Genomic DNA, 17615 nt, shown 5'->3' on the forward strand with positions numbered 1-17615 from the left:
ATGCCGTGACATGTCACAATCAGCCCGCCGATGCGCGGGCTTTGTTATTTCCACGGGTCGTAATCTGTGACCGCTTTCCCCTGCTGGTTCTCCTGCCCGGGAATGCGCAGGCGTTTCGTAACAGGGAAAGCAAACGTCAGCAGCAGCGCGTCACCTTTGCCCGGAGAGCGGCCTAAGCGCTCTTTTATATCTTCCTTCGGCTCAATGACGATCTTGCCGTCTACCCTGACTTTGTACTCTGCCGCAGACAGGTCGTCCGCCGTCTCCTGGTCGTCCAGCGCACCGCCGAGCTTCAGCCACGTCTTGCAGCTGTTGAACATCTCGCCGCGCTTGTTGAGCATCTGCGGGTCAGTAGAGCCGCCGCCGAACGGAATTAACTGCCACGTCCGGCCCCAGCCGTCACCGATTGACTTCAGCCCGGTACCGTAGCCAAAGTCGATAAACACCGCATCAGCCTGGTACTGATCTTCAAAGTCGGCGATACGCTTCGCCATAATCAGATCGTCAGTGGTCTTGTTGCCGGTCCATAGCACTTTGCTGTGCAGACCCTGACGCAGGTATATCACCGCGTCATCCACGCCGGAATAAGCCGGGTCGACGCCGATAATCACCGGAGCGTGCGCCACCTGCCCGGCGGTCACCACGCGCTTCATCGCCTCGTCAGTGAGCCCTGTCGGGATAAACTGGAGTTCGGACGCGTCAGGGAAGATCCCACGCACACGGACCTTCACGAAGTCGCTGTCCTCGCCGTAGTCGTCCACCCATTTCTGGAGTTGCTGTTTGTTCGTGCCTTCTACGGTACGGCTGTCAATCTGCGCACACTTCCAGCGGTGTTTATATTTTCGGAAGCATTCGCGGAAACGGCCAGTGTTACGCGTCGGGTTCCCGAACGCCACCCAGATGATTTCAGTGTCTTCGTCCGTCAGCGCGCCCTCTGCTACCTCCCACACCAGATCTGCAATGTTGGATGCTTCGTCGAATACCACGATGATGCGCTTGCGCTCGTTGTGCAGGCCAGCGAACGCTTCGGTGTTGTGCTCAGACCACGGGATTGCGTCAGCGCGCCAGCGTTTATCGTGGCCCGGATCGTTGCTGTACATCGCCGTGGCGGTGCAGGTGAACCACTCTTTCGTGATAGCCAGATTCGACCACTTTATGATTTCCGGCCAGGTCTTGGTGCGGAGCTGGTTGTCGGTGTTGGCGGTCACCACCACCTTGCAGTCCTCGCAGGTATCCATTCCCCATTTAATCAGCATCGAAATGAATGCAGATTTCCCCACGCCATGACCTGATGCGCGGGCGATCATGATAGGCTGGTAACGAGTGGTTGGGTTCTGAAGGTGATCCCGTATCTCGCGGAATCCCTCCGCTTGCCACTTACGCGGCCCGGTGGCGTGCGCCAGCTCTGTGCCATCTTCGCCCCACGGGAACGCATAAAGCGCATAGCCCAGCGGGTCATACGTGAACGAGGCAATATCCTCGACGAGCTGCTCTTCTGGCGACATGGCTGCTGCTGTCATTCTTCACCACCAGCCTGTTTCTTAACGCGAGCCCGAGCCTTGGCCATCTTGTCTGCTATGGTCATTCTTACGTCGATTTCCAGGCGCTCTTTGAACGCGTTGACGTCGACGTGCTTACCAATCAGCTCGAGGTTCTTCACCTTGTCCGGCCATTTGATTTTTTTGAGGATGGTCTCTATCGAATCCTCTTTCATGTTCATGATGGTTGAGGACAGGTCGAACCCGCTGAGCGTGGTACGCCAGATTTTAGGCCAATCGCGGATCGGTTTCAGGCTGCCGTCATCGTTCAGGATATCCAGCACATCCATCTGGTCGATCTCCACCAGGCGCATGAGGACGTAATCAGCGCTGACGCGGTTTCGCTTGTTGCGCTCCTCCATCAGTTCGGCGATTCGTTTCTGGATTCTTTCGTCGCGCATCATCACGCTGGCTTTGACCGCCGCCGTATTAGGCGAATACCCTGCGTCTATCGCTGCCTGAGACTGGTTTTCTGGTGTCTTAATGTAGGACTGGCAGTAAGCCTCCTGCATCGCTGTAAGAGGCTTATATTGCGTTGATTTGCGTTTGTGGGTTTTTGGTGTCGCGGGCATCATTACCACCTGAGTAATTTTATTACCATTCAGGTAATACTATCACGCCCGCGCAGATGTTACATGACTGGTATCGGATCGTCTTCCTGGCTGCCGGCACGGTTGAGGAAATGTGTAACCACTCCCAGCACCGTTGTGTCGTCCAGCGCTTCACCTTCGATTGACTCACCCTCCGGAACGATAAGCGCCCGCCCCTGCACGATGGCGAACTCAGTGCGGCCGCAATACGATATCAGCACGGTATCACCCGGATGTGGTTTAGTTGCGACGTTGATGATTGCGTATCCAGCCGACGTCTCAACGGTGCGGCAGTTGCCGTCGTAGCCGCACATGCTGGTGATGGTAAGGCGGGATTCTGCGTAGTCTTTTGCCGGAGATGGAAAGCCCATAATGGAACCTCACATAAAAATACTGTACATTTAAACAGTATAATCATGTGAGGATTTAGTCAATACGCCGTGACAGGTCACACCGCAAGTTTCGTTTCATGCCAGCCCTGCGTTACCCAGCAAGCCGAATCACCGGCGCACGGGCAGGACTTCACCGGCAGGCTGTCGCCACATTTGCCGCACTGGTTGGCGCTGATAGCTTTGATGCGACCGCGTACCCGGGCATCATCCTGGCGGATCAGCAGAGCAATGTACTCGCTCATTTCGTATGGCTCACGGCCCGGGCGACGCTCCGCGCAGTTACGCGCCAGCATCTCCATTTCCTGCTCGTCGAGCACCAGCTCCAGCTTGCGTTCACCAGCTTCCGCCTGGCGAGCGCGCTGCGCTGCCTTGCGTTCTGCTGCGGTTTTAGCCATTGCCTTTCTCCTTTTTCGCCAACTTCAGCATCGCATCACCATAGCGTTCGATTCCCATCGCAAACGCGCCCTTCACGTTAATTCCCTGGATGATATCCGCCGGCACCACCACCGGCATCGGCACGCGGATGACCAGCCTGCGGAGTTCGGCTATTTCGTCGGCCTGCTCCATGACTCTGGAGTACAAGTCAGAGGCTTCGCCTTTCCACCATGCCACGTCGGCTTTAAGGCGGCGCAGGCGTCGCTGTTTGAGTTTGCTCACGACTTCACCTCATCCTTCGGCGCTGACGTTTCAAAGACCAGATCATTCCCACCGCATGCAGGGCATTTGACGTTCTCAATCAAGTTACCTTTCACGAATTCCGTGTGCTTGCACTGCTGGCAAGTCATCTTCATTTCAGAGTGGAATGAGTAAGCGGTTTCGCTGTTTGATATGTTATTGCCGTAAATTTTTAAGCCCATCACTTCACCTCCTGCTGCGGTGCTGCTGGATATGCACTGCCTTCCTGACCTGGATCGTTGCTTCCGGTGCATGCATTCCTGTGGTCATTGGCGCGCGGGCAGCGTTTGTTGCCACAGTCAGGGCAGACGACAAATCGCATATCAGTAAGCGTTATTGGTCGGCATGTTCGGCACCAGCAGTCTGGAGCGTTGAGAGCATCACGCTCGGCAAATATTTTCTCAGCGTCGATTTCAATGCCAGAGTTGCGAATGGTTTCCACAGCATCCCGCAACTTGTAAGCCGTCGTTACAGGTTCGGCACCCTGAAGCATGGCGGCGCGGTAGACATCAGGGCGAGATAACATGGAGACGTTATTCCATGTTTTCACATCGATCAGATTAAACGCATCATCCGGCAATACATCCTCAAGATGATTCAGAAGCACATTGACTTCATCAGGCACAGACACCGGAACTGGCGGGGCGGTGTAAACAACACTTTCAATCCAGTGCGCGCCATCCTCATTGCAATTGCACTTCGACTCTAATGGCTCGTCCAAACCCTCTGCGCCACACGCGCTACAGGTAAAAAGTTTGCGGCCCCTTGCTTCGAGCGATGCCAGCGCCAGTTTCATCGCCGCCAGAGACATCGCAGCATCTTCGTTTACGATGCCAGGCACAGCATCTCGCTCTTCTTCGAGCTCCGCGATGGTCTTCAGTAGCCATTCTTTGGTAAGAGTGTTCATGATGCCTCTCCTTTACCGACTGCGGCGCGGTCGATTATTTTTATGAACTCAGCAGCGCCAACATCACCAAGACCAGCGTACTCGCTGATGAACTTCCTCGCCGATGCGATGATTCCGCACTGGTCAGCAATCCGTTTCTCTGCGGCTTCAGCCCTGGCTTCCTGTCTATGCGCCTCCGTCCATCCAGCATTGGAATGTGCCGCCGTTGCTTTCAGATCGTCGATCTGCTTGTCTTTGGCTTCCAGCTCATCCAGCAGCGCCATCACAGTGGCGGGATTGGCTGAGGCGATGAATTCAGCGTTGCACTTAGCCGTTTCATCCCATGCCATGTGGTAATCATGATCCCATTCAGTGTGGATGCACGCAGCAGTTGAATTGGTCATGTCGAGCAATGATTCGTGACCAACATACACCGCATATGAGTGGTAGCCAGAAACCCTATCTTCGCCCTCGCCATATTCGCCGTCAGTCTCGACAACATCAGACCACCACTCGCCTTTTGTCGCCTTCTCCGCCGCTTCACGAAGCGCCTTTTTGTCGATGTTGCTCATTGGGCGGCCTCCGGTCTTTTTCTTGCGCTGAAGCGAGGTACATGTTCCATTTCAACCGCAAATACACCTACGCTCTCGCCGTCAACGAACAGCTCGATATCCAACGGCCAGTCAGATTCCCAGCCGTCATGGTTGTCGAAATAATCAAGGGCGGCATCCTGAGACAAGCATTCCAATTCCCACTTAGAAGTGAGCTCATCGATGTGTCGAGGATCGAGAAAATATGCATCCTCAGGAAACGTGCCTGCATCGCTAACTACGTACTGGATTACGCTCATGACTGCACCCCTTTGCGAAGCTGGGCGGCTATGTCTTCGAGTACGCCATCAGCGAACGAGCGGTCGAAATCATCCACTGGCGCACCAGCCATAAACTCTGTTGACGTCAGGATCATCCGCGCGATATCTGCCGCGTTCTTTGCTGTGTCGTCGATAAAACCAGCATCCCATGCGGCCAGCATCCTGTTAGCAACAAAGTGAGCGCCTTCCTTGTGGGCCTGCGCCCGCACTTCAGCCAGGCATTTGCGGAATTCAGCAACGTATTGTTCGACACTCATTCCCCAGGTTAACGGGCATTCTTCGACGGTTTCGCCTTCGTATTCTTCATCAGGGACTTCTTTGGTAAAGAATTCGCGCTCGATGGCATGGAGCGTGTCAGCGAAGCGGCGTAGGTTTCTCTGACCTTCCGTGATAGAAAATTCAGGAGCCTCGCAGCCAGCGCCCATCTGCTGATATACGGCGGTTTTGAAGGCCTTCAGCCCCGCATTCTCCGCAGCCAGCGCATTACTACGAGCCAGTTGCACATCCAGATGCGTAGCCAGATCGCTTATCAACTGCGATACAGCACCGCCTGATGATTTAAGTTGTGCGGCCTTGTCATGACCGCGCTTTACCAACTCACTCACATTGCATTCCATCTTTACCCCCGCTTACCCGTATAAGTTATTGATTACGTTGATATCAAAAAGGATGGTTATTTAACGCCTATCCCGAACCTTGCGATTAACAGCGCATCCGCGATGGCCTGGCCTTTCGCTTTGGCATCCAGCGCCCTGAGTTCCGGGTAAAGCTGAATGGCCCGGCTACGCGCTGCGTCCTTGTCGCTGCCGATAAGCCCGGCTGACTTCTTCCAGGCCTGCGGCGTTACCAGCGTGTACGGAATGTTGAGCCCCTGGAGGATCCCCTCCGCTACACCAGCTGCATGCCCGAACGTGAACATGCTCGCCGTTCCCTGTCCTGGCATGGCTCCGACCTGCTCAAGGTACGCATGAGTGATTCCGTACTGCCGAAGCCATGCAGATACCGCTGCGCCGTTCACCCTGGACTTTGTGCCGACCTTGATGGTTGGCATTGCCAGGTGGTCGATGTAGCCGCCCTGCTCAGTTACGAGAACCAGCGCGCCGCTGCATCCCGGGTCAATCCCTAAAACTGCCGTCATGATTTACCCCTTAGGTAATTTAAATCCACATTAGAGTTAAAATCAATAGCTATGCGCATATTTTGTTACCTGCAAGGTAATTATGCAGGCGTAAAAAAATGCGCTGCCGCGCCGGTGCTACTGCTTTGCTACTTCCCTTTCCCGTATTGCCTTGAAAACCTTTCCATATCGAAATCAATCGTGGCCCTGTAATCCCTGAACAGGCCGCATTTCCCGTGACGTATTACCTCTCCGCTCCTCTCTGCATCTCTGAAATATTTCTCTACAGTGTTGAGGTGGAGGCCGAGGATTTCTGCTGCCTGCCGGGTAGTTATCCTGCCGCGCTCTTTTGCAGCGGTGATTATCCGCCTGACGGCTGTCTTACGTTCTGAGTACGTGTTTGGTCTTGCCATGGAAACCTCACTATGTGGCCTGGTAGCCCCTGAACCCCTCCGGAATGGTCTTGTCCGGCTCCGGAACGTCGTTGATATCCCTTCGCTGCTGCTGGGCGACTGGCCTTGCCCTGGACTGCTGCACGCTTCTCGCCAGCTTCTGTTGCCACTGGTCGTGGTGGAATGCCTTGCCCTCCGCTTTCCAGTACGTGATGAAGTCTGCCAGCTCGAACGGTGTGATCTCCGTCTTCAGAGCTATGCCCCACAGCGCAGCGCGCTGGATGAACTGTGGATCTGGCTTCCAGTTGTCGTGCATCTGGAATTTTCCAAACTCACCCATTCCGCCAGGCGCAATGTAGCCATTCAGCATCGCGTTGTTCGCATCCGGATCTGGTTCACCGCCAACAGCAGAGTTATCCACAGGTGAATTTTGCTCGCTCCCTGTGTGGGGTTTATCTTTTATATCTTCTCTTCTCTTTATCTCTTCTTTATCTGTCGTGACATTTCGTGACTTGTCGTGACATTGCCGTGACTCATTGCTTTCTTGTTGTCGCATCCGCTGCCTTTCACGCTGCTCTCTTTTTCTCTGAGTTGCTGATTTTGCTCCTGTTTCATCATTGCCACGGTCCTCCTTTTTAGGCTGTCTCCGCTCCCACCCTGTAAGGTATGTTCCATCCAAAACACGGCCCTGCATGGCGTTAATAACAGCGTCTATGTCACACTCAGTCACGTCAAAATGTGACGCTAAGTCCTCGTTCGTGACATCAGCGTGACCTCGCGTGACATTTTGTGACCCGCTAACAAGAAGGTGGACATAAACGGCCTGAACGAGAGCTATCGGTTGACCGGATATTCTCGCTATGGTTCTCCACTTCGGGTCATTAGGCATATCATGCCAAAGACGTAGCCATTGATTAGCCATATGAACCTACTCTTTCTCGAGATCAGTGATTCCACAAAGGCGCAACCCAGCGAAGCAACCAGTATTAACCATGTCGCAGTACATTGTCTGATCTGAAATGTTCAGCCGGTGCCACATAATGAGCATCGCCTTTTCTTCTTCTGACTCTGCTTCAATGCATAATTGAGCACTGGAACCGGAGAAAAAAATCTTCATGCTGCCTCCCGCGCCTTTCTGGCTGCCTTTAATTTATCTGAACGCAACTGCTGCTGGCGTCGAGCCCGCTCGTTGTTGCACTTAACGCATTCACCACTGAGGGTGTAGCGCTCACTGTCATGCCCGTGAATGCACTTCTTGCCGGTGTAGAACCTGGCGAGGCCCATTTCGAGAGCTTCACGCTGAGTTAATCGCTTCATTTGCACCTCTCTTTGAAATTTATCTTTGGTAATTTTGTGCGATGGCCGAAAAAAGATCAACCATATTTGGATCATTATTACCTGAGAGGACTGAATAGATATGAAAAGACCGCCAGAAGGCGGCCTGATGGGGGTTTGAAGGAGGTTTTATTCGTAGAAGAAGATAGCCAGTTCCGGCTTTGTTCTGACCCAGCCGCGTTGTTTGCATGCCTTAAATAACCCATTCATCAATGTCTTACCGGGCATTTTACGACGGCCTGTCAGATGAGTCTGGATGTAGTGGCTGGTCGTTCCGGCCTCGTCAGCAAAGGCATTTCGCTCATCAGGAGTGAGTTGCAACCAGTGTTTTTTGAAGTCGAATTTTTCGTTCTCGCTCATAGCTATTGCCTGATATTAATTTCAGATAACAAATATTCACCCAGAAGGTAATAAAAATCAAGGTTTGTTACCTGTGAGGTGCATTTACCTGTGAGGTAAATTCGCTTTTAATTGAACCACTAACTAATTCATATATGAGGCGATTCACCAGAGCATGAAAAGTATTCAGGATATCCGCAGGCAGAATATTAACGATATCATCGACCGTGACTTTAACGGGGTGCAGACTCGTCTGGCGGAAAAACTGGGAACTCAGGCAAACCTGGTGAACCGCTGGGCCCGCGGGCAGAAGGTTGTTGGCGACACGGTGGCGCGCAAGATTGAGAAGGCAGCGAACAAGCCGTCGAACTGGCTGGACGTCGACCACTCATTATCTGCTGTTGCAATCCCCCAGGAGGAGATCACCGCCTCCGATATCGGCCAGTTGGCGGCGCATAACCTCGAAGCGTGGATGCAGAACAACCGCGACCTGTCCTCCCAGGGTAAGCTGTCGAAGGCGTCCGGCGTTGCCCAGGCGACAATCAACCGCATGCTGAACAATGAGGTTAGCGTTTCCATCTCCACCCTGGAGGCGATCGCCAGCGCGTTCGGGCGCCGGGGATATGAGCTGCTCATCCATCCTCGCGACCCGGCGACCATCCATTACGACCGGGCCCGCTACGCATTGTTACCTGAGAGCGAGAAAAGTAAGATCGAGAGCTACGTCGATTTCGTGATTGTTCAGAACGGTAAAACGCAAGAATAACTTTATAAATTTCAGATACTAAGCCGCCATTGAGCGGCTTTTTTATTGCCCTTAGAATTACCTTACGGGTAATTTTTTATAATCATACCTATTGACTTCAAACCACATAAGGATAATTATTACCTCAACGGTAACACTGAGGTAACGAATTATGCAGTGGAAAATCATCAACGGCTGGTACTGCGTTACGGCGTGCGGGCTGATGAGCACCAAGTGCCGCACTCTGCATGAGGCCATCAACTGGGCGTTTGTCACCAAGATGGCAGTCAAAACTGAAATGGATATGGGGGTGAGCAAGTGAGTGAATTAGCAATCATCGAAATCGCGCCGGACCTGGCGCCAAGCATTTACGTTGAAAACGGTCTGGATAAGTTCCTTGAACAGATCCGTGATGGCGTTAACGAGGTTCCTGACCTGAGCACAGCCAAAGGCCGCGCCCGTATCGCATCCCTCGCCGCCCAGGTATCACGCAGCAAGACGGCAGTTGAAAAGCCAGGCCGTGATTACCTGAAGCGCCTGAAGGAGCAACCAAAAGTGGTCGAAGCAGAACTGCGACGCTTCGTGACCGAATGCGATCAGCTTCGCGACGAAGTTCGCCGCCCACTTACCGAATGGGAAGACGCTGAAAAGGCACGCACCGAAGCATTGCAGCAGCGCCTTGTGGATTTGCGCGCACTGGCTGAAGTGATCGACACCACCGGAAATTACCTGCCATCCACTGATATTCAGGCTCGCATTCTGGAGGCTAAATCCGTGGTGCTGGATGACAGCTGGCAGGAGCGTGCAGCAGAGGCGGGAGTGGCTAAAGACTCAACCATTCAGCAACTGGAAGCGTCGCTGGTAGTAGCGCAAAAGCGCGAGCACGAAGCGGCTGAGCTGGAACGCCTGCGCAAAGAGGCAGAGGAAAAAGCACGTCTAGAACGTGAAGAAGCTATACGCCGCGAAGCAGCAGAACAGGCTAAGCGTGATGCAGAAGCAAAAGCACAGGCCGAGATTGATGCTTCTGCACGCCGTGAAGCTGAAGCCAAGGCTGCAACTGAACGCGCAGAGCGCGAAAAAATTGAAGCCCAGCAGAAAGCAGAGCGTGAAGCAAAAGCCGCTGCGGAAAAAGCTGAGCAGGAAAAGAACGACGCTATCGCAGCGGAGCGCCGCCGTCAGGAAGAAGCGGAAGCAGTTCGACTGGCAGAACAGAAACGCATCGCCGATGAAGAAGCGCGCCGCGCAGCTGACAAAGAGCATCGCCGCACCATCAATCGTCAGGCTATTGCAGACCTGATTGAAAGTGGTCTTCCGCAGGAAATGGCTGAGAAAGCGCTGATAGCCATCGCCAGCGGGAAGGTTTCTGCAATCTCTATCAAGTACTGAGGTGCGTATGAACATCCAGCAGATTAATAACCTGAAAAAAATCATGACCAGCATCGACAGCGACTACCAGCTGAGTCAGTTGCACTACGCGCGCCAGGTGGAGCTGATCGACGCTATCAAGTTCCACCAGCTGCAAAAGCCTTTCTATGAGCTGGAACGCAAAGGCGTGCGCACCGAAATTCTTGAAGAACTGATGATGAGCACGGAATTCGAAGAGGCTCTCGCAGCTTACCAGGCCGCGATGACCAGCATCATCGCGAAGTGGGATCTGGCTGACCAGCTGGACACGGCGAGGACTGCGGCATGATGCCAGGAATTTACTTCGACATCAGCAACGAGGATTACCACGCCGGCGACGGCGTGAGTAAGTCGCAGCTGGATATGGTGGCGTTGAGCCCGGCCCTGTTGCCGTGGCAGAAATCCGCGCCGGTCGACACAGAAAAGCTGAAAGCGCTTGACATGGGTACCGCCCTGCACTGCCTGCTGCTGGAGCCGGAAGAATTCGATAAGCGTTTTATCGTGGCGCCGCAGTTCAACCTGAGAACCAATCAGGGGAAAGCAGATCAGGAAGCCTTCCTTAAAGATGTTGAGAACATGGGCATGACGGTGATGGATGCCGAACAGGGCCGCAAGCTGAAACTTATGCGCGACAGCGCGATGGCACACCCGGCTGCGCGCTGGCTGCTTGAAGCGGAAGGATTCTGCGAAGCATCGCACTACTGGACGGATCCGGAAACCGGAGAGCTGTGCCGCATTCGCCCGGATAAGCGCCTGAAGTATCACCCGGTCCTGCTGGACGTGAAGAAGGTTGCAGACATGGAGCGCTTCGCACGCCACGTCGAGGAATTCCGGTACCACGTTCAGGACGCCATGTACCGCGAAGGCGCACAGCAGACCACCGGAGAGCCGCACGGATTCTTCTTCCTGGCTGTGAGCGAAACCATCGACTGCGGGCGCTACCCGGTTCGTGTGTTTGAACTGGATGCGCCGGACGTAGATGCCGGGCACGCACTGTTCCGCCGGGATCTGAATACCTACCACCAGTGCCGGGAGTCTGGCGAATGGGGTGGATTTGAAATTATTAAACGCCCTGAGTGGGCACGCAAACAGGATATGCACGTATGAGCAACGACATCGCAAACATCAACGCACCAGTAGACACAGCAATCGCTGGAACTGCTGCAACAATTTTCAGCCCTGAGGGTTTGAACCAACTGATGAAGTTCGCCGAAGTAATGGCGCAAAGCCGTGTGACGGTACCGGCTCACCTCGCCGGGAAGCCAGCTGATTGCATGGCTGTAGCAATGCAGGCTGCGCAGTGGGGAATGAACCCATTCGCCGTTGCGCAGAAAACCCATGTTGTGAGCGGCACGCTCGGCTATGAAGCCCAGTTAGTAAACGCGGTTATCTCAACCATGTCTCCAACCAAAGATCGCATCAACTATGAGTGGTTCGGGCCGTGGGAACGCGTGATCGGAAAGTTTGTTGAGAAAACATCCAAAAACGGCAACCCGTATATCGCACCTGGATGGACCCTTAAAGACGAAGAAGGCTGCGGTGTTCGCGTATGGGCAACTATGAAGGGTGAGGATCATCCTCGAGTTCTCGAGTTAATGCTGTCTCAGGCACAGGTAAGAAACTCCACGCTTTGGGCTAGCGATCCGAAACAACAACTCGCATACCTGGCGACAAAGCGCTGGTCACGCCTGCATTGCCCAGACGTCATCATGGGCGTGTACACCCCTGACGAATTGCAGGAAACGGCACCGCGCGTTGAACGCGATATCACGCCGACACCTGCAACCGCGACCGGCATGAACAAGCTGATCAACTCCAAGCCTGAGCAAAAGCAGGAAGAGAAACCAAAGAGCAGCGATGACCGCGATCCAGAAGAGATTCTGTGCGCTTTCACTGACGCAGCGATGAACTACAACACCCTGAAGGATCTGGATAACGCCTACAAATACGTCGCCAAAAAGCTCGCTAACGATGATGAACGCCTGGCTAAAGCTACTGATGTGTACACCATCCGTCGCGATGAGCTGAACGAAGTCCCTATGTAATCACCACCGTGGCGCCACGGCGCCACACCTGCAACCAGGAGAGATAGTTATGAAAGGTGCATTGAGTAAGAAAAAACTCCTTGAGGTGGTGCCACTGTCATGGAGCACGATTGACCGCCTTGAACAGGCTGGCGAATTCCCGTCCCGTTTCTGGATCACCGATCGCCGCTGCGCGTGGGACCAGAGCGAAGTTGAAGCCTGGCTGGATAAACGTAAGGCGGCAAGTCCGGCGACGTTCACCGGAAAAAAGCCGCCAGTTGACCGCCGCGTTTATCGCCCGGTGAGTGCGGCAGCATGACGGCGCTGAAGAAGCATATCGGCAGATGGTCAGATGTATACCTGTATCTGGCCGTGGTCGCCTACCTGATGTGGCTGGCGGCGGTAATCAGTTGAGAGGATCCTGGGAATGAGAAAATTAACCCGCCTTGAAAAATATCACATGAACAAAGCATCGCAGCGCGGAACTGAAAAAGTTGTGGCAGTAACGCCGGAAGCAATGGAGATCGAAAGCCGGGCCATCGAGCGCGAGCGCCGCGGGCACTACAGAATCGCAGCCCGTCTCTGGCTCCAGTGCCTGGACGCTGCCGTCGGTGAAGTTGAGCGCGCCCGCATCGCGGTGCGCCGCCAGCAGTGCATCACCAAAGGGAACCGCACCCCGCATCTGGACTACAGCGGGATCGGATGTCGCGGGGTGGTGTATGACTAATCCGCACGACGGAATAACCGTGGGCAGTGTCACGCTGCCCTATTCCATCATTCGCCGTGGATGGGTAGCACCGAACGGCGACGTTATCAGAAACCCATTAAAGGCTCAGCGCCTGGCTGAGCTGATGAACAGCAAGAAGGTGGCGGCATGAACAAAGCAGCACCAGCAGATTTAAGAAAGTGCCTTGAGGCTGCAAATATGCTCGCCTCGTTCGGCATCCGATTTGTTCCAATGCCAGCAGCCACAGACGCGGAATACGCAATGCTGTCCGCAATGTTTATGGATAAGCTGGAGTCTCTTGCTGTAGAAGCTGAGAAGTCGGAAGGCGGTGCAGCATGACCGGAAAATACACTCTTATCTACGCAGATCCGCCGTGGGTATACCGCGACAAAGCAGCAGACGGCGAGCGTGGCGCCGGATTCAAGTATCCGGTTATGAACGTGCTGGACATCTGCCGCCTGCCTGTGTGGGATTTGGCTGCCGATGATTGCCTTCTGGCTATGTGGTGGGTTCCAACACAGCCGATTGAAGCGTTGAAGGTAATCGAGGCGTGGGGCTTCCGCCTCATGACCATGAAGGGTTTCACCTGGCACAAGACGAACAAGCATAAAGGCACCAGCGCGATCGGCATGGGCCACATGACCCGGGCGAACAGCGAAGACTGTCTGTTTGCGGTGCGCGGGAAACTCCCGGCGCGAATGGACGCTTCGATCTGCCAGCATGTCACGGCGCCGCGCCTGGAGAACTCGCGCAAGCCGGACGTGATCAGAGAGAAACTGGTGCAACTGCTTGGCGATGTGCCGCGCATTGAGCTTTTCGCCCGCCAGTCGTCACATGGCTTTGACGTATGGGGAAACCAGTGCGAAGGTCCGGCGGTGCAACTGCAACCCGGATACGCGCTGGATATAGCCGGTTTGACGCGGGCATTTGAACATGCTCCGTTGACATCAACAGACAACCAGGGCCGGGAGCGTGCAGCATGACTATATCTGACCATGCGGATTTAATCCGTCAACTCGAAGAGTGCCGCGCCGTGATACATCAAAAAACAGCACAGGTGAAATGGTTACAAACTGAAAATAGCCATTTGCATAAGAAGTGTGAAGAGTTGCAAATGGCTGTAGAAATACAGAGGGAGTTTATTAGATCGCGAAATTAACAGATCTGGTTCATCCACCTCTCAAATTTAGACGGGGAGAACGGCACCAGATCGGTGTGCTCCCCGTTAATCCAGGCATCAACCATATCCGCCCACTGCTGCAACATATAGGCACGCTGCCGGGCATACTCCGCTTTGTTATAAACCGCCCGGACTCCTTTCTGCTCGTGCGCCTGTGCCTTCTCTATCCAGTCTGATGGATAATCCGCTTCGTGCAGCAGCGTGCTGGCCGTCCGGCGCAGGTCATGCACAGTGAAATCATGTATTTTCTCGCCGTCTTTGTTTATGGCCTGCACGGTCCGGTCTATCAGCGAGTTCAGCGCGGCATTCGATAATGGCTTGCGGAAGTTGTAGCGCCCGGGCACCAGGTATTCACTGCCACCAGCGCACATTTGCAGGCCGACCAGCAGATCCTGCGCCTGCTTCGGCAGGTAAATCACATGCGCGCGCCTTGCCTTCATTCGGTCGGCGGGGATCGTCCATGTCCAGTTCCTGAAATCGATCTCTGCCCACGTCGCGTAGGTAAATTCGCCTTTTCGCACAAGCGTCAGCAGTACCAGCTTCAGCGCCATCTTCATGGTGCCCATCGCACCGACGTCATCCAGCGCACGGAAGAATATTCCAATTTCCTCAGGCGACAGCGTGCGCTCACGCGGCTTAAACATGGCGATCGATGATGGCTTAATGTCGGCAGCAGGATTGAACAGACCATGCCCGCGGTCGTTGGCGTACCGGTATACGCTGCTGATTATCTCCCTGACCTGAATCGCCGTCGCCCGTCCGCCACGCTCGACGATACGATCGCAAAGGTCGCGCACCATCCTGGTGGTTATCTCAGTCATCATTTTGTTTCCGAGCGCCGGGAGGATATCCCTGTCGATCACTGCCTGCTTCATGGCGCGGGTGCTGTCTGCCAGGGTGACGTGTTTCATGTAGGTGTCGGTATATACCGCGAATGTTTCGGCCCCGGCGATTTGCCTGATACCGTCACGTTTTGCCGCAGCAGGCGACTGGCCTGCCTTCAGCAGCTTTTTGGCGGCAATGAGTTCCTCGCGCGCTTCCGCCAGGCTGATACCGTCACGACCGTACTGGCCGATCACCAGCGTTTCCCGTCGGCCGTTGATGCGGTAGTCGTAGCGGAACGAGACAGAGCCTGACGTAAGCACGGCGACATACAGCCCGTCACGGTCGGAAACCTTATACAGTTTCTCCTGCGGCTTGAGGTTTTTCAGTTTGGTATCGGTAAGCACAGTTCACCCGTAATGCATCCATATTTTTGTCGGTATGAGAGTATACCTTTCGGGTAATACCGTCACCTGTACCGTCGAAAAATGTGGTGTAGAGTGAATAGATATGAGTAGATATAAACAAAAACCCTCTGCAATTACAGAGGGCTAGAGATGATATTGAATAGATATGATGTGCTATGAACTAGCTATACATCATTCCCACTCAATTATTTACGGCGTGCATAACCAATTGACTGATAACAACTTTCCGTAACATGATTTTCACCGTACCGTTTTATATACCGTCACCGGAAATCAGTACCATGAAAAATTCCATGTCACCTGGTCAGCGAATCGTACTGCTTTTCACAGACTCGTCCGGCTTCAGCGGCCCGGTCAGCGTACTCTGCCAGTTGTCGGTTTCGCTCGAGAGATTTGCTGAGCACGTCGGCAAGCAAAACTCCGGTGTCTGCGGCTGACGTCCCAGCGCCGACAGTGGCGTTATACTGCCTGAGCTGCTCACGGATGGCAACGAGCTGTTGCTGCAACCGGCCAGCGCGAGCGGCAGCATCAAGAGCATCATTGCGCGCCTGGTCGATCCTCTGCTGCGCTTCACGTTCATTGGTAGCTTTCTCCTGCTCGTCCTGCTGACGAGCTTTATCATCTTCGGCTTTGCGATCTGCCTTTGCCTGCGCATACCCGGCATCGTACTGGTGGCTGCCGTGTACATTCCAAGAAACCACTCCGACGATGACCAGAGCAGCAAGCATCAACACGATAAGCAACTGTTTCCAGTACGCTTTGACGAATGCCCAGATCATAAAAGTACCTTGCTGGCGGTGATGTACCGCGCGCGCCGGTCGTCGATACCGTTCTGCCCGCCATTGATGATCTGCGTGACGCGCACCAGGTCGCCAGTGTACTTCATGCAGCCTTTGGTTGCGAAGAACCACGCCGCACTGCGGGCCGCATATTCGTCCTGCGCCAGCAGTTCAGGCTGGCTAACCAGCTCAATTTTGAGCCCGTTGCCACAGTCGCGGTAGTTGTTCAGGCCGGTGATCTGGATAAGCCCGCGCCCGCGATAGAACCAGCCGTCAGTCGGGCCATTGTTCCCATTACGTTTGCTGTATACCAGGTTGGCGATCGCACGCTGGCGCTCCAGCGGTAACGATGGCTCACCAGCACGGCGGCCCAGCGCGTTGGCCTGGCCCTGAGTGAGACGCCCGGCACGGACGAATCCTGCCAGCCCGGTTACGCTGTAGTTGAAGTTCTCCTGAAGCCGTGTGAACCCTGTCGATTCATGGCCCACCTGCGCGATAAACATCGCCTGGTGCGCTGGCGCTTCAATGCCAAACTCTTTCATGGCCGCAGTGATATGCAGATACCAACGCGTGGCCAAAACGTCGCTGATGCCAGCTGCACGCTGGAATTGTTTAATGTCCATGCTGGGACCTCGTTATCTTGAAAATTTGCACCACGTTCCCTTTTGTCTTGATGAGAGCAGCCAGGAACACAGCTTTAATGATGACTTCTGACCAGTCGGCGCTGACGTAGTACCCATAGAACGTCCGTATAGGTACGCTGGCTGCCACAACGATCAGCAGATAGGCGAGCCAGCCGCCCCACCAGCGATGGCGTGACCCGTCACGGCGGAACAGAAGGACTCGGATAGCAATGCCGCCGCAGATAGCGGCATTCAGGATGAGAAGCAGTTCAGGACCGGTCATCGTCTTTTCTCCCCGGGATCAGGTCGCGTGGATTTCCAGAACGGTGATACAGCCAGGTACCGATACCAACAGCAACGATTGAAGAAACAAACGCCCCTGCTGAGTAAGCAACCCCTTTCTCAAACATATCTGTGGTGATGCCAGGGAAAGCGGATGCAAAGCCTATGAGAAGTGTTGCTGTCGGTTTGTAGAAGAGAAGGCCGCAGAAGAAGCTGAGGAACGCCAGAAGTAACCGCCGCTTTATGGGATACTCCACCGCTGAGGTAACAAAAATTACCGCACCAGCAAGCGCCCCTAAAGCCACCTCCGGCGGCACACCCGCGACCACAGACATTAGCGCGCTCAGGCTAAGCCCCTGATTCAGCGATTCCGTGGTTAACGAGTGCGACATAGTGACCACCGTTTAATGTGCATAAAGAACCCCCTTAGTTGGTGAGTTCATCATACACAATAAACCATATGTGG

The 17615-nt window shown here is 54.3% G+C and carries 32 protein-coding genes; 12 read left to right on the forward strand and 20 right to left on the reverse strand.

Annotated features, from left to right (window positions below; all coding sequences use genetic code 11):
- Positions 1-44 precede the first annotated feature (44 nt).
- From DBR02_RS02615 to DBR02_RS02695, 15 genes are all read right to left on the reverse strand, one after another.
- Positions 45-1520, reverse strand: coding sequence for a terminase (locus DBR02_RS02615; RefSeq protein WP_107533499.1), 1476 nt, complete (start codon positions 1518-1520; stop codon positions 45-47).
- A complete protein-coding gene (locus tag DBR02_RS02620; RefSeq protein ID WP_233157679.1) occupies positions 1517-2113 on the reverse strand; it encodes a terminase small subunit in 597 nt (198 codons plus the stop codon). Before DBR02_RS02620 ends, DBR02_RS02615 begins: the two co-directional genes overlap by 4 nt.
- Positions 2114-2169: 56 nt before the next feature.
- The gene (locus DBR02_RS02625; RefSeq protein ID WP_048982102.1) at positions 2170-2499 is read right to left on the reverse strand and encodes a hypothetical protein; all 330 of its coding nucleotides are present in this window, start codon (positions 2497-2499) and stop codon (positions 2170-2172) included.
- A gap of 77 nt (positions 2500-2576) precedes the next feature.
- Positions 2577-2915 (reverse strand): hypothetical protein, encoded by a 339-nt coding sequence (locus DBR02_RS02630; RefSeq protein WP_048982104.1) that lies wholly within the window; start codon positions 2913-2915, stop codon positions 2577-2579.
- Positions 2908-3177 carry a hypothetical protein gene (locus DBR02_RS02635; RefSeq protein ID WP_048982107.1) on the reverse strand — a complete coding sequence of 90 codons (270 nt, stop codon included), beginning with the start codon at positions 3175-3177 and terminating at the stop codon, positions 2908-2910. The genes DBR02_RS02630 and DBR02_RS02635 overlap by 8 nt, the downstream gene beginning before the upstream one ends.
- A gap of 199 nt (positions 3178-3376) precedes the next feature.
- On the reverse strand, positions 3377-4102 hold the full coding sequence (locus DBR02_RS02645; RefSeq protein ID WP_107533501.1) for a hypothetical protein: 726 nt from the start codon (positions 4100-4102) through the stop codon (positions 3377-3379).
- Positions 4099-4653 (reverse strand): ead/Ea22-like family protein, encoded by a 555-nt coding sequence (locus DBR02_RS02650; protein WP_063843640.1) that lies wholly within the window; start codon positions 4651-4653, stop codon positions 4099-4101. Before DBR02_RS02650 ends, DBR02_RS02645 begins: the two co-directional genes overlap by 4 nt.
- A complete protein-coding gene (locus tag DBR02_RS02655; RefSeq protein WP_063843641.1) occupies positions 4650-4931 on the reverse strand; it encodes a hypothetical protein in 282 nt (93 codons plus the stop codon). Before DBR02_RS02655 ends, DBR02_RS02650 begins: the two co-directional genes overlap by 4 nt.
- Entirely contained in the window at positions 4928-5569 is a 642-nt protein-coding gene (locus tag DBR02_RS02660) for a hypothetical protein (RefSeq protein ID WP_047050268.1), read from the reverse strand. Before DBR02_RS02660 ends, DBR02_RS02655 begins: the two co-directional genes overlap by 4 nt.
- Before the next feature lie 56 nt (positions 5570-5625).
- Positions 5626-6090: a crossover junction endodeoxyribonuclease RuvC gene (locus DBR02_RS02665; protein ID WP_063153767.1), complete on the reverse strand. Its 465-nt coding sequence runs from the start codon at positions 6088-6090 to the stop codon at positions 5626-5628.
- A 128-nt stretch (positions 6091-6218) separates the two neighbouring features.
- Positions 6219-6482 (reverse strand): DUF977 family protein, encoded by a 264-nt coding sequence (locus DBR02_RS02670; RefSeq protein WP_045891224.1) that lies wholly within the window; start codon positions 6480-6482, stop codon positions 6219-6221.
- A gap of 10 nt (positions 6483-6492) precedes the next feature.
- Positions 6493-7383, reverse strand: coding sequence for a DnaT-like ssDNA-binding domain-containing protein (locus tag DBR02_RS27225; RefSeq protein WP_063153766.1), 891 nt, complete (start codon positions 7381-7383; stop codon positions 6493-6495).
- Positions 7384-7389: 6 nt separating this feature from the next.
- Positions 7390-7578, reverse strand: a complete 189-nt coding sequence (locus DBR02_RS02685) for a hypothetical protein (protein WP_047050271.1) — start codon at positions 7576-7578, stop codon at positions 7390-7392.
- Positions 7575-7778 carry a hypothetical protein gene (locus tag DBR02_RS02690; RefSeq protein ID WP_047050345.1) on the reverse strand — a complete coding sequence of 68 codons (204 nt, stop codon included), beginning with the start codon at positions 7776-7778 and terminating at the stop codon, positions 7575-7577. Before DBR02_RS02690 ends, DBR02_RS02685 begins: the two co-directional genes overlap by 4 nt.
- A gap of 147 nt (positions 7779-7925) precedes the next feature.
- A complete protein-coding gene (locus DBR02_RS02695) occupies positions 7926-8156 on the reverse strand; it encodes a hypothetical protein (protein WP_032634928.1) in 231 nt (76 codons plus the stop codon).
- 154 nt (positions 8157-8310) lie between these two features.
- Between DBR02_RS02695 and DBR02_RS02700 the strand changes: the two genes are divergently transcribed.
- The 12 genes from DBR02_RS02700 to DBR02_RS02750 all read left to right on the forward strand — a co-directional run bounded on the left by DBR02_RS02700 (position 8311) and on the right by DBR02_RS02750 (position 14194).
- On the forward strand, positions 8311-8901 hold the full coding sequence (locus tag DBR02_RS02700) for a helix-turn-helix transcriptional regulator (protein WP_047050275.1): 591 nt from the start codon (positions 8311-8313) through the stop codon (positions 8899-8901).
- Positions 8902-9052: 151 nt separating this feature from the next.
- Positions 9053-9202, forward strand: a complete 150-nt coding sequence (locus DBR02_RS26760; protein WP_162843058.1) for a hypothetical protein — start codon at positions 9053-9055, stop codon at positions 9200-9202.
- Entirely contained in the window at positions 9199-10266 is a 1068-nt protein-coding gene (locus DBR02_RS02705) for a hypothetical protein (RefSeq protein ID WP_047050277.1), read from the forward strand. The genes DBR02_RS26760 and DBR02_RS02705 overlap by 4 nt, the downstream gene beginning before the upstream one ends.
- A 7-nt stretch (positions 10267-10273) precedes the next feature.
- On the forward strand, positions 10274-10573 hold the full coding sequence (locus DBR02_RS02710) for a hypothetical protein (RefSeq protein WP_063153764.1): 300 nt from the start codon (positions 10274-10276) through the stop codon (positions 10571-10573).
- Positions 10570-11391 (forward strand): PD-(D/E)XK nuclease-like domain-containing protein, encoded by an 822-nt coding sequence (locus DBR02_RS02715; protein WP_063153763.1) that lies wholly within the window; start codon positions 10570-10572, stop codon positions 11389-11391. The genes DBR02_RS02710 and DBR02_RS02715 overlap by 4 nt, the downstream gene beginning before the upstream one ends.
- Complete coding sequence (locus DBR02_RS02720; protein WP_047050283.1) at positions 11388-12329, forward strand: RecT family recombinase; 942 nt, start codon at positions 11388-11390, stop codon at positions 12327-12329. The genes DBR02_RS02715 and DBR02_RS02720 overlap by 4 nt, the downstream gene beginning before the upstream one ends.
- A 49-nt stretch (positions 12330-12378) precedes the next feature.
- A complete protein-coding gene (locus tag DBR02_RS02725; RefSeq protein ID WP_107533502.1) occupies positions 12379-12627 on the forward strand; it encodes a helix-turn-helix transcriptional regulator in 249 nt (82 codons plus the stop codon).
- A gap of 108 nt (positions 12628-12735) precedes the next feature.
- Positions 12736-13035 carry a PerC family transcriptional regulator gene (locus DBR02_RS02730; RefSeq protein ID WP_040117969.1) on the forward strand — a complete coding sequence of 100 codons (300 nt, stop codon included), beginning with the start codon at positions 12736-12738 and terminating at the stop codon, positions 13033-13035.
- Entirely contained in the window at positions 13028-13186 is a 159-nt protein-coding gene (locus tag DBR02_RS02735) for a DUF1317 family protein (protein ID WP_107533503.1), read from the forward strand. The genes DBR02_RS02730 and DBR02_RS02735 overlap by 8 nt, the downstream gene beginning before the upstream one ends.
- Positions 13183-13374, forward strand: a complete 192-nt coding sequence (locus DBR02_RS02740; protein ID WP_045891207.1) for a DUF1382 family protein — start codon at positions 13183-13185, stop codon at positions 13372-13374. Before DBR02_RS02735 ends, DBR02_RS02740 begins: the two co-directional genes overlap by 4 nt.
- Positions 13371-14018, forward strand: coding sequence for an MT-A70 family methyltransferase (locus DBR02_RS02745; protein WP_107533504.1), 648 nt, complete (start codon positions 13371-13373; stop codon positions 14016-14018). Before DBR02_RS02740 ends, DBR02_RS02745 begins: the two co-directional genes overlap by 4 nt.
- The gene (locus DBR02_RS02750) at positions 14015-14194 is read left to right on the forward strand and encodes a hypothetical protein (RefSeq protein ID WP_063149221.1); all 180 of its coding nucleotides are present in this window, start codon (positions 14015-14017) and stop codon (positions 14192-14194) included. Before DBR02_RS02745 ends, DBR02_RS02750 begins: the two co-directional genes overlap by 4 nt.
- On the opposite strand, the gene DBR02_RS02755 is transcribed toward DBR02_RS02750, so the two are convergent.
- The 5 genes from DBR02_RS02755 to DBR02_RS02775 all read right to left on the reverse strand — a co-directional run bounded on the left by DBR02_RS02755 (position 14191) and on the right by DBR02_RS02775 (position 17541).
- The gene (locus DBR02_RS02755) at positions 14191-15444 is read right to left on the reverse strand and encodes a tyrosine-type recombinase/integrase (RefSeq protein ID WP_107533505.1); all 1254 of its coding nucleotides are present in this window, start codon (positions 15442-15444) and stop codon (positions 14191-14193) included. The two genes, DBR02_RS02750 and DBR02_RS02755, sit on opposite strands and share 4 nt — an antisense overlap.
- Before the next feature lie 317 nt (positions 15445-15761).
- Positions 15762-16244 (reverse strand): DUF2514 domain-containing protein, encoded by a 483-nt coding sequence (locus DBR02_RS02760; RefSeq protein WP_107533487.1) that lies wholly within the window; start codon positions 16242-16244, stop codon positions 15762-15764.
- On the reverse strand, positions 16241-16867 hold the full coding sequence (locus DBR02_RS02765; RefSeq protein ID WP_107533488.1) for a glycoside hydrolase family 19 protein: 627 nt from the start codon (positions 16865-16867) through the stop codon (positions 16241-16243). The genes DBR02_RS02760 and DBR02_RS02765 overlap by 4 nt, the downstream gene beginning before the upstream one ends.
- Positions 16857-17150: a phage holin family protein gene (locus tag DBR02_RS02770; RefSeq protein WP_047052275.1), complete on the reverse strand. Its 294-nt coding sequence runs from the start codon at positions 17148-17150 to the stop codon at positions 16857-16859. Before DBR02_RS02770 ends, DBR02_RS02765 begins: the two co-directional genes overlap by 11 nt.
- Positions 17137-17541, reverse strand: a complete 405-nt coding sequence (locus DBR02_RS02775; protein ID WP_077579864.1) for a putative holin — start codon at positions 17539-17541, stop codon at positions 17137-17139. Before DBR02_RS02775 ends, DBR02_RS02770 begins: the two co-directional genes overlap by 14 nt.
- Positions 17542-17615: the final 74 nt, after the last annotated feature.

The sequence above is a fragment of the Enterobacter cloacae complex sp. genome (assembly GCF_900322725.1).
Classification (GTDB): domain Bacteria; phylum Pseudomonadota; class Gammaproteobacteria; order Enterobacterales; family Enterobacteriaceae; genus Enterobacter; species Enterobacter quasihormaechei.

What these genes read in the sequence shown, in the direction of transcription:
- DBR02_RS02615 (WP_107533499.1), bottom strand. Translation starts at nt 1,520, where the DNA reads ATGACAGCAGCAGCCATGTCGCCAGAAGAGCAGCTCGTCGAGGATATT.
- DBR02_RS02620 (WP_233157679.1), bottom strand. Translation starts at nt 2,113, where the DNA reads ATGATGCCCGCGACACCAAAAACCCACAAACGCAAATCAACGCAATAT.
- DBR02_RS02625 (WP_048982102.1), bottom strand. Translation starts at nt 2,499, where the DNA reads ATGGGCTTTCCATCTCCGGCAAAAGACTACGCAGAATCCCGCCTTACC.
- DBR02_RS02630 (WP_048982104.1), bottom strand. Translation starts at nt 2,915, where the DNA reads ATGGCTAAAACCGCAGCAGAACGCAAGGCAGCGCAGCGCGCTCGCCAG.
- DBR02_RS02645 (WP_107533501.1), bottom strand. Translation starts at nt 4,102, where the DNA reads ATGAACACTCTTACCAAAGAATGGCTACTGAAGACCATCGCGGAGCTC.
- DBR02_RS02650 (WP_063843640.1), bottom strand. Translation starts at nt 4,653, where the DNA reads ATGAGCAACATCGACAAAAAGGCGCTTCGTGAAGCGGCGGAGAAGGCG.
- DBR02_RS02655 (WP_063843641.1), bottom strand. Translation starts at nt 4,931, where the DNA reads ATGAGCGTAATCCAGTACGTAGTTAGCGATGCAGGCACGTTTCCTGAG.
- DBR02_RS02660 (WP_047050268.1), bottom strand. Translation starts at nt 5,569, where the DNA reads ATGGAATGCAATGTGAGTGAGTTGGTAAAGCGCGGTCATGACAAGGCC.
- DBR02_RS02665 (WP_063153767.1), bottom strand. Translation starts at nt 6,090, where the DNA reads ATGACGGCAGTTTTAGGGATTGACCCGGGATGCAGCGGCGCGCTGGTT.
- DBR02_RS02670 (WP_045891224.1), bottom strand. Translation starts at nt 6,482, where the DNA reads ATGGCAAGACCAAACACGTACTCAGAACGTAAGACAGCCGTCAGGCGG.
- DBR02_RS27225 (WP_063153766.1), bottom strand. Translation starts at nt 7,383, where the DNA reads ATGGCTAATCAATGGCTACGTCTTTGGCATGATATGCCTAATGACCCG.
- DBR02_RS02685 (WP_047050271.1), bottom strand. Translation starts at nt 7,578, where the DNA reads ATGAAGATTTTTTTCTCCGGTTCCAGTGCTCAATTATGCATTGAAGCA.
- DBR02_RS02690 (WP_047050345.1), bottom strand. Translation starts at nt 7,778, where the DNA reads ATGAAGCGATTAACTCAGCGTGAAGCTCTCGAAATGGGCCTCGCCAGG.
- DBR02_RS02695 (WP_032634928.1), bottom strand. Translation starts at nt 8,156, where the DNA reads ATGAGCGAGAACGAAAAATTCGACTTCAAAAAACACTGGTTGCAACTC.
- DBR02_RS02700 (WP_047050275.1), top strand. Translation starts at nt 8,311, where the DNA reads ATGAAAAGTATTCAGGATATCCGCAGGCAGAATATTAACGATATCATC.
- DBR02_RS26760 (WP_162843058.1), top strand. Translation starts at nt 9,053, where the DNA reads ATGCAGTGGAAAATCATCAACGGCTGGTACTGCGTTACGGCGTGCGGG.
- DBR02_RS02710 (WP_063153764.1), top strand. Translation starts at nt 10,274, where the DNA reads ATGAACATCCAGCAGATTAATAACCTGAAAAAAATCATGACCAGCATC.
- DBR02_RS02715 (WP_063153763.1), top strand. Translation starts at nt 10,570, where the DNA reads ATGATGCCAGGAATTTACTTCGACATCAGCAACGAGGATTACCACGCC.
- DBR02_RS02720 (WP_047050283.1), top strand. Translation starts at nt 11,388, where the DNA reads ATGAGCAACGACATCGCAAACATCAACGCACCAGTAGACACAGCAATC.
- DBR02_RS02725 (WP_107533502.1), top strand. Translation starts at nt 12,379, where the DNA reads ATGAAAGGTGCATTGAGTAAGAAAAAACTCCTTGAGGTGGTGCCACTG.
- DBR02_RS02730 (WP_040117969.1), top strand. Translation starts at nt 12,736, where the DNA reads ATGAGAAAATTAACCCGCCTTGAAAAATATCACATGAACAAAGCATCG.
- DBR02_RS02735 (WP_107533503.1), top strand. Translation starts at nt 13,028, where the DNA reads ATGACTAATCCGCACGACGGAATAACCGTGGGCAGTGTCACGCTGCCC.
- DBR02_RS02740 (WP_045891207.1), top strand. Translation starts at nt 13,183, where the DNA reads ATGAACAAAGCAGCACCAGCAGATTTAAGAAAGTGCCTTGAGGCTGCA.
- DBR02_RS02745 (WP_107533504.1), top strand. Translation starts at nt 13,371, where the DNA reads ATGACCGGAAAATACACTCTTATCTACGCAGATCCGCCGTGGGTATAC.
- DBR02_RS02750 (WP_063149221.1), top strand. Translation starts at nt 14,015, where the DNA reads ATGACTATATCTGACCATGCGGATTTAATCCGTCAACTCGAAGAGTGC.
- DBR02_RS02760 (WP_107533487.1), bottom strand. Translation starts at nt 16,244, where the DNA reads ATGATCTGGGCATTCGTCAAAGCGTACTGGAAACAGTTGCTTATCGTG.
- DBR02_RS02765 (WP_107533488.1), bottom strand. Translation starts at nt 16,867, where the DNA reads ATGGACATTAAACAATTCCAGCGTGCAGCTGGCATCAGCGACGTTTTG.
- DBR02_RS02770 (WP_047052275.1), bottom strand. Translation starts at nt 17,150, where the DNA reads ATGACCGGTCCTGAACTGCTTCTCATCCTGAATGCCGCTATCTGCGGC.
- DBR02_RS02775 (WP_077579864.1), bottom strand. Translation starts at nt 17,541, where the DNA reads ATGTCGCACTCGTTAACCACGGAATCGCTGAATCAGGGGCTTAGCCTG.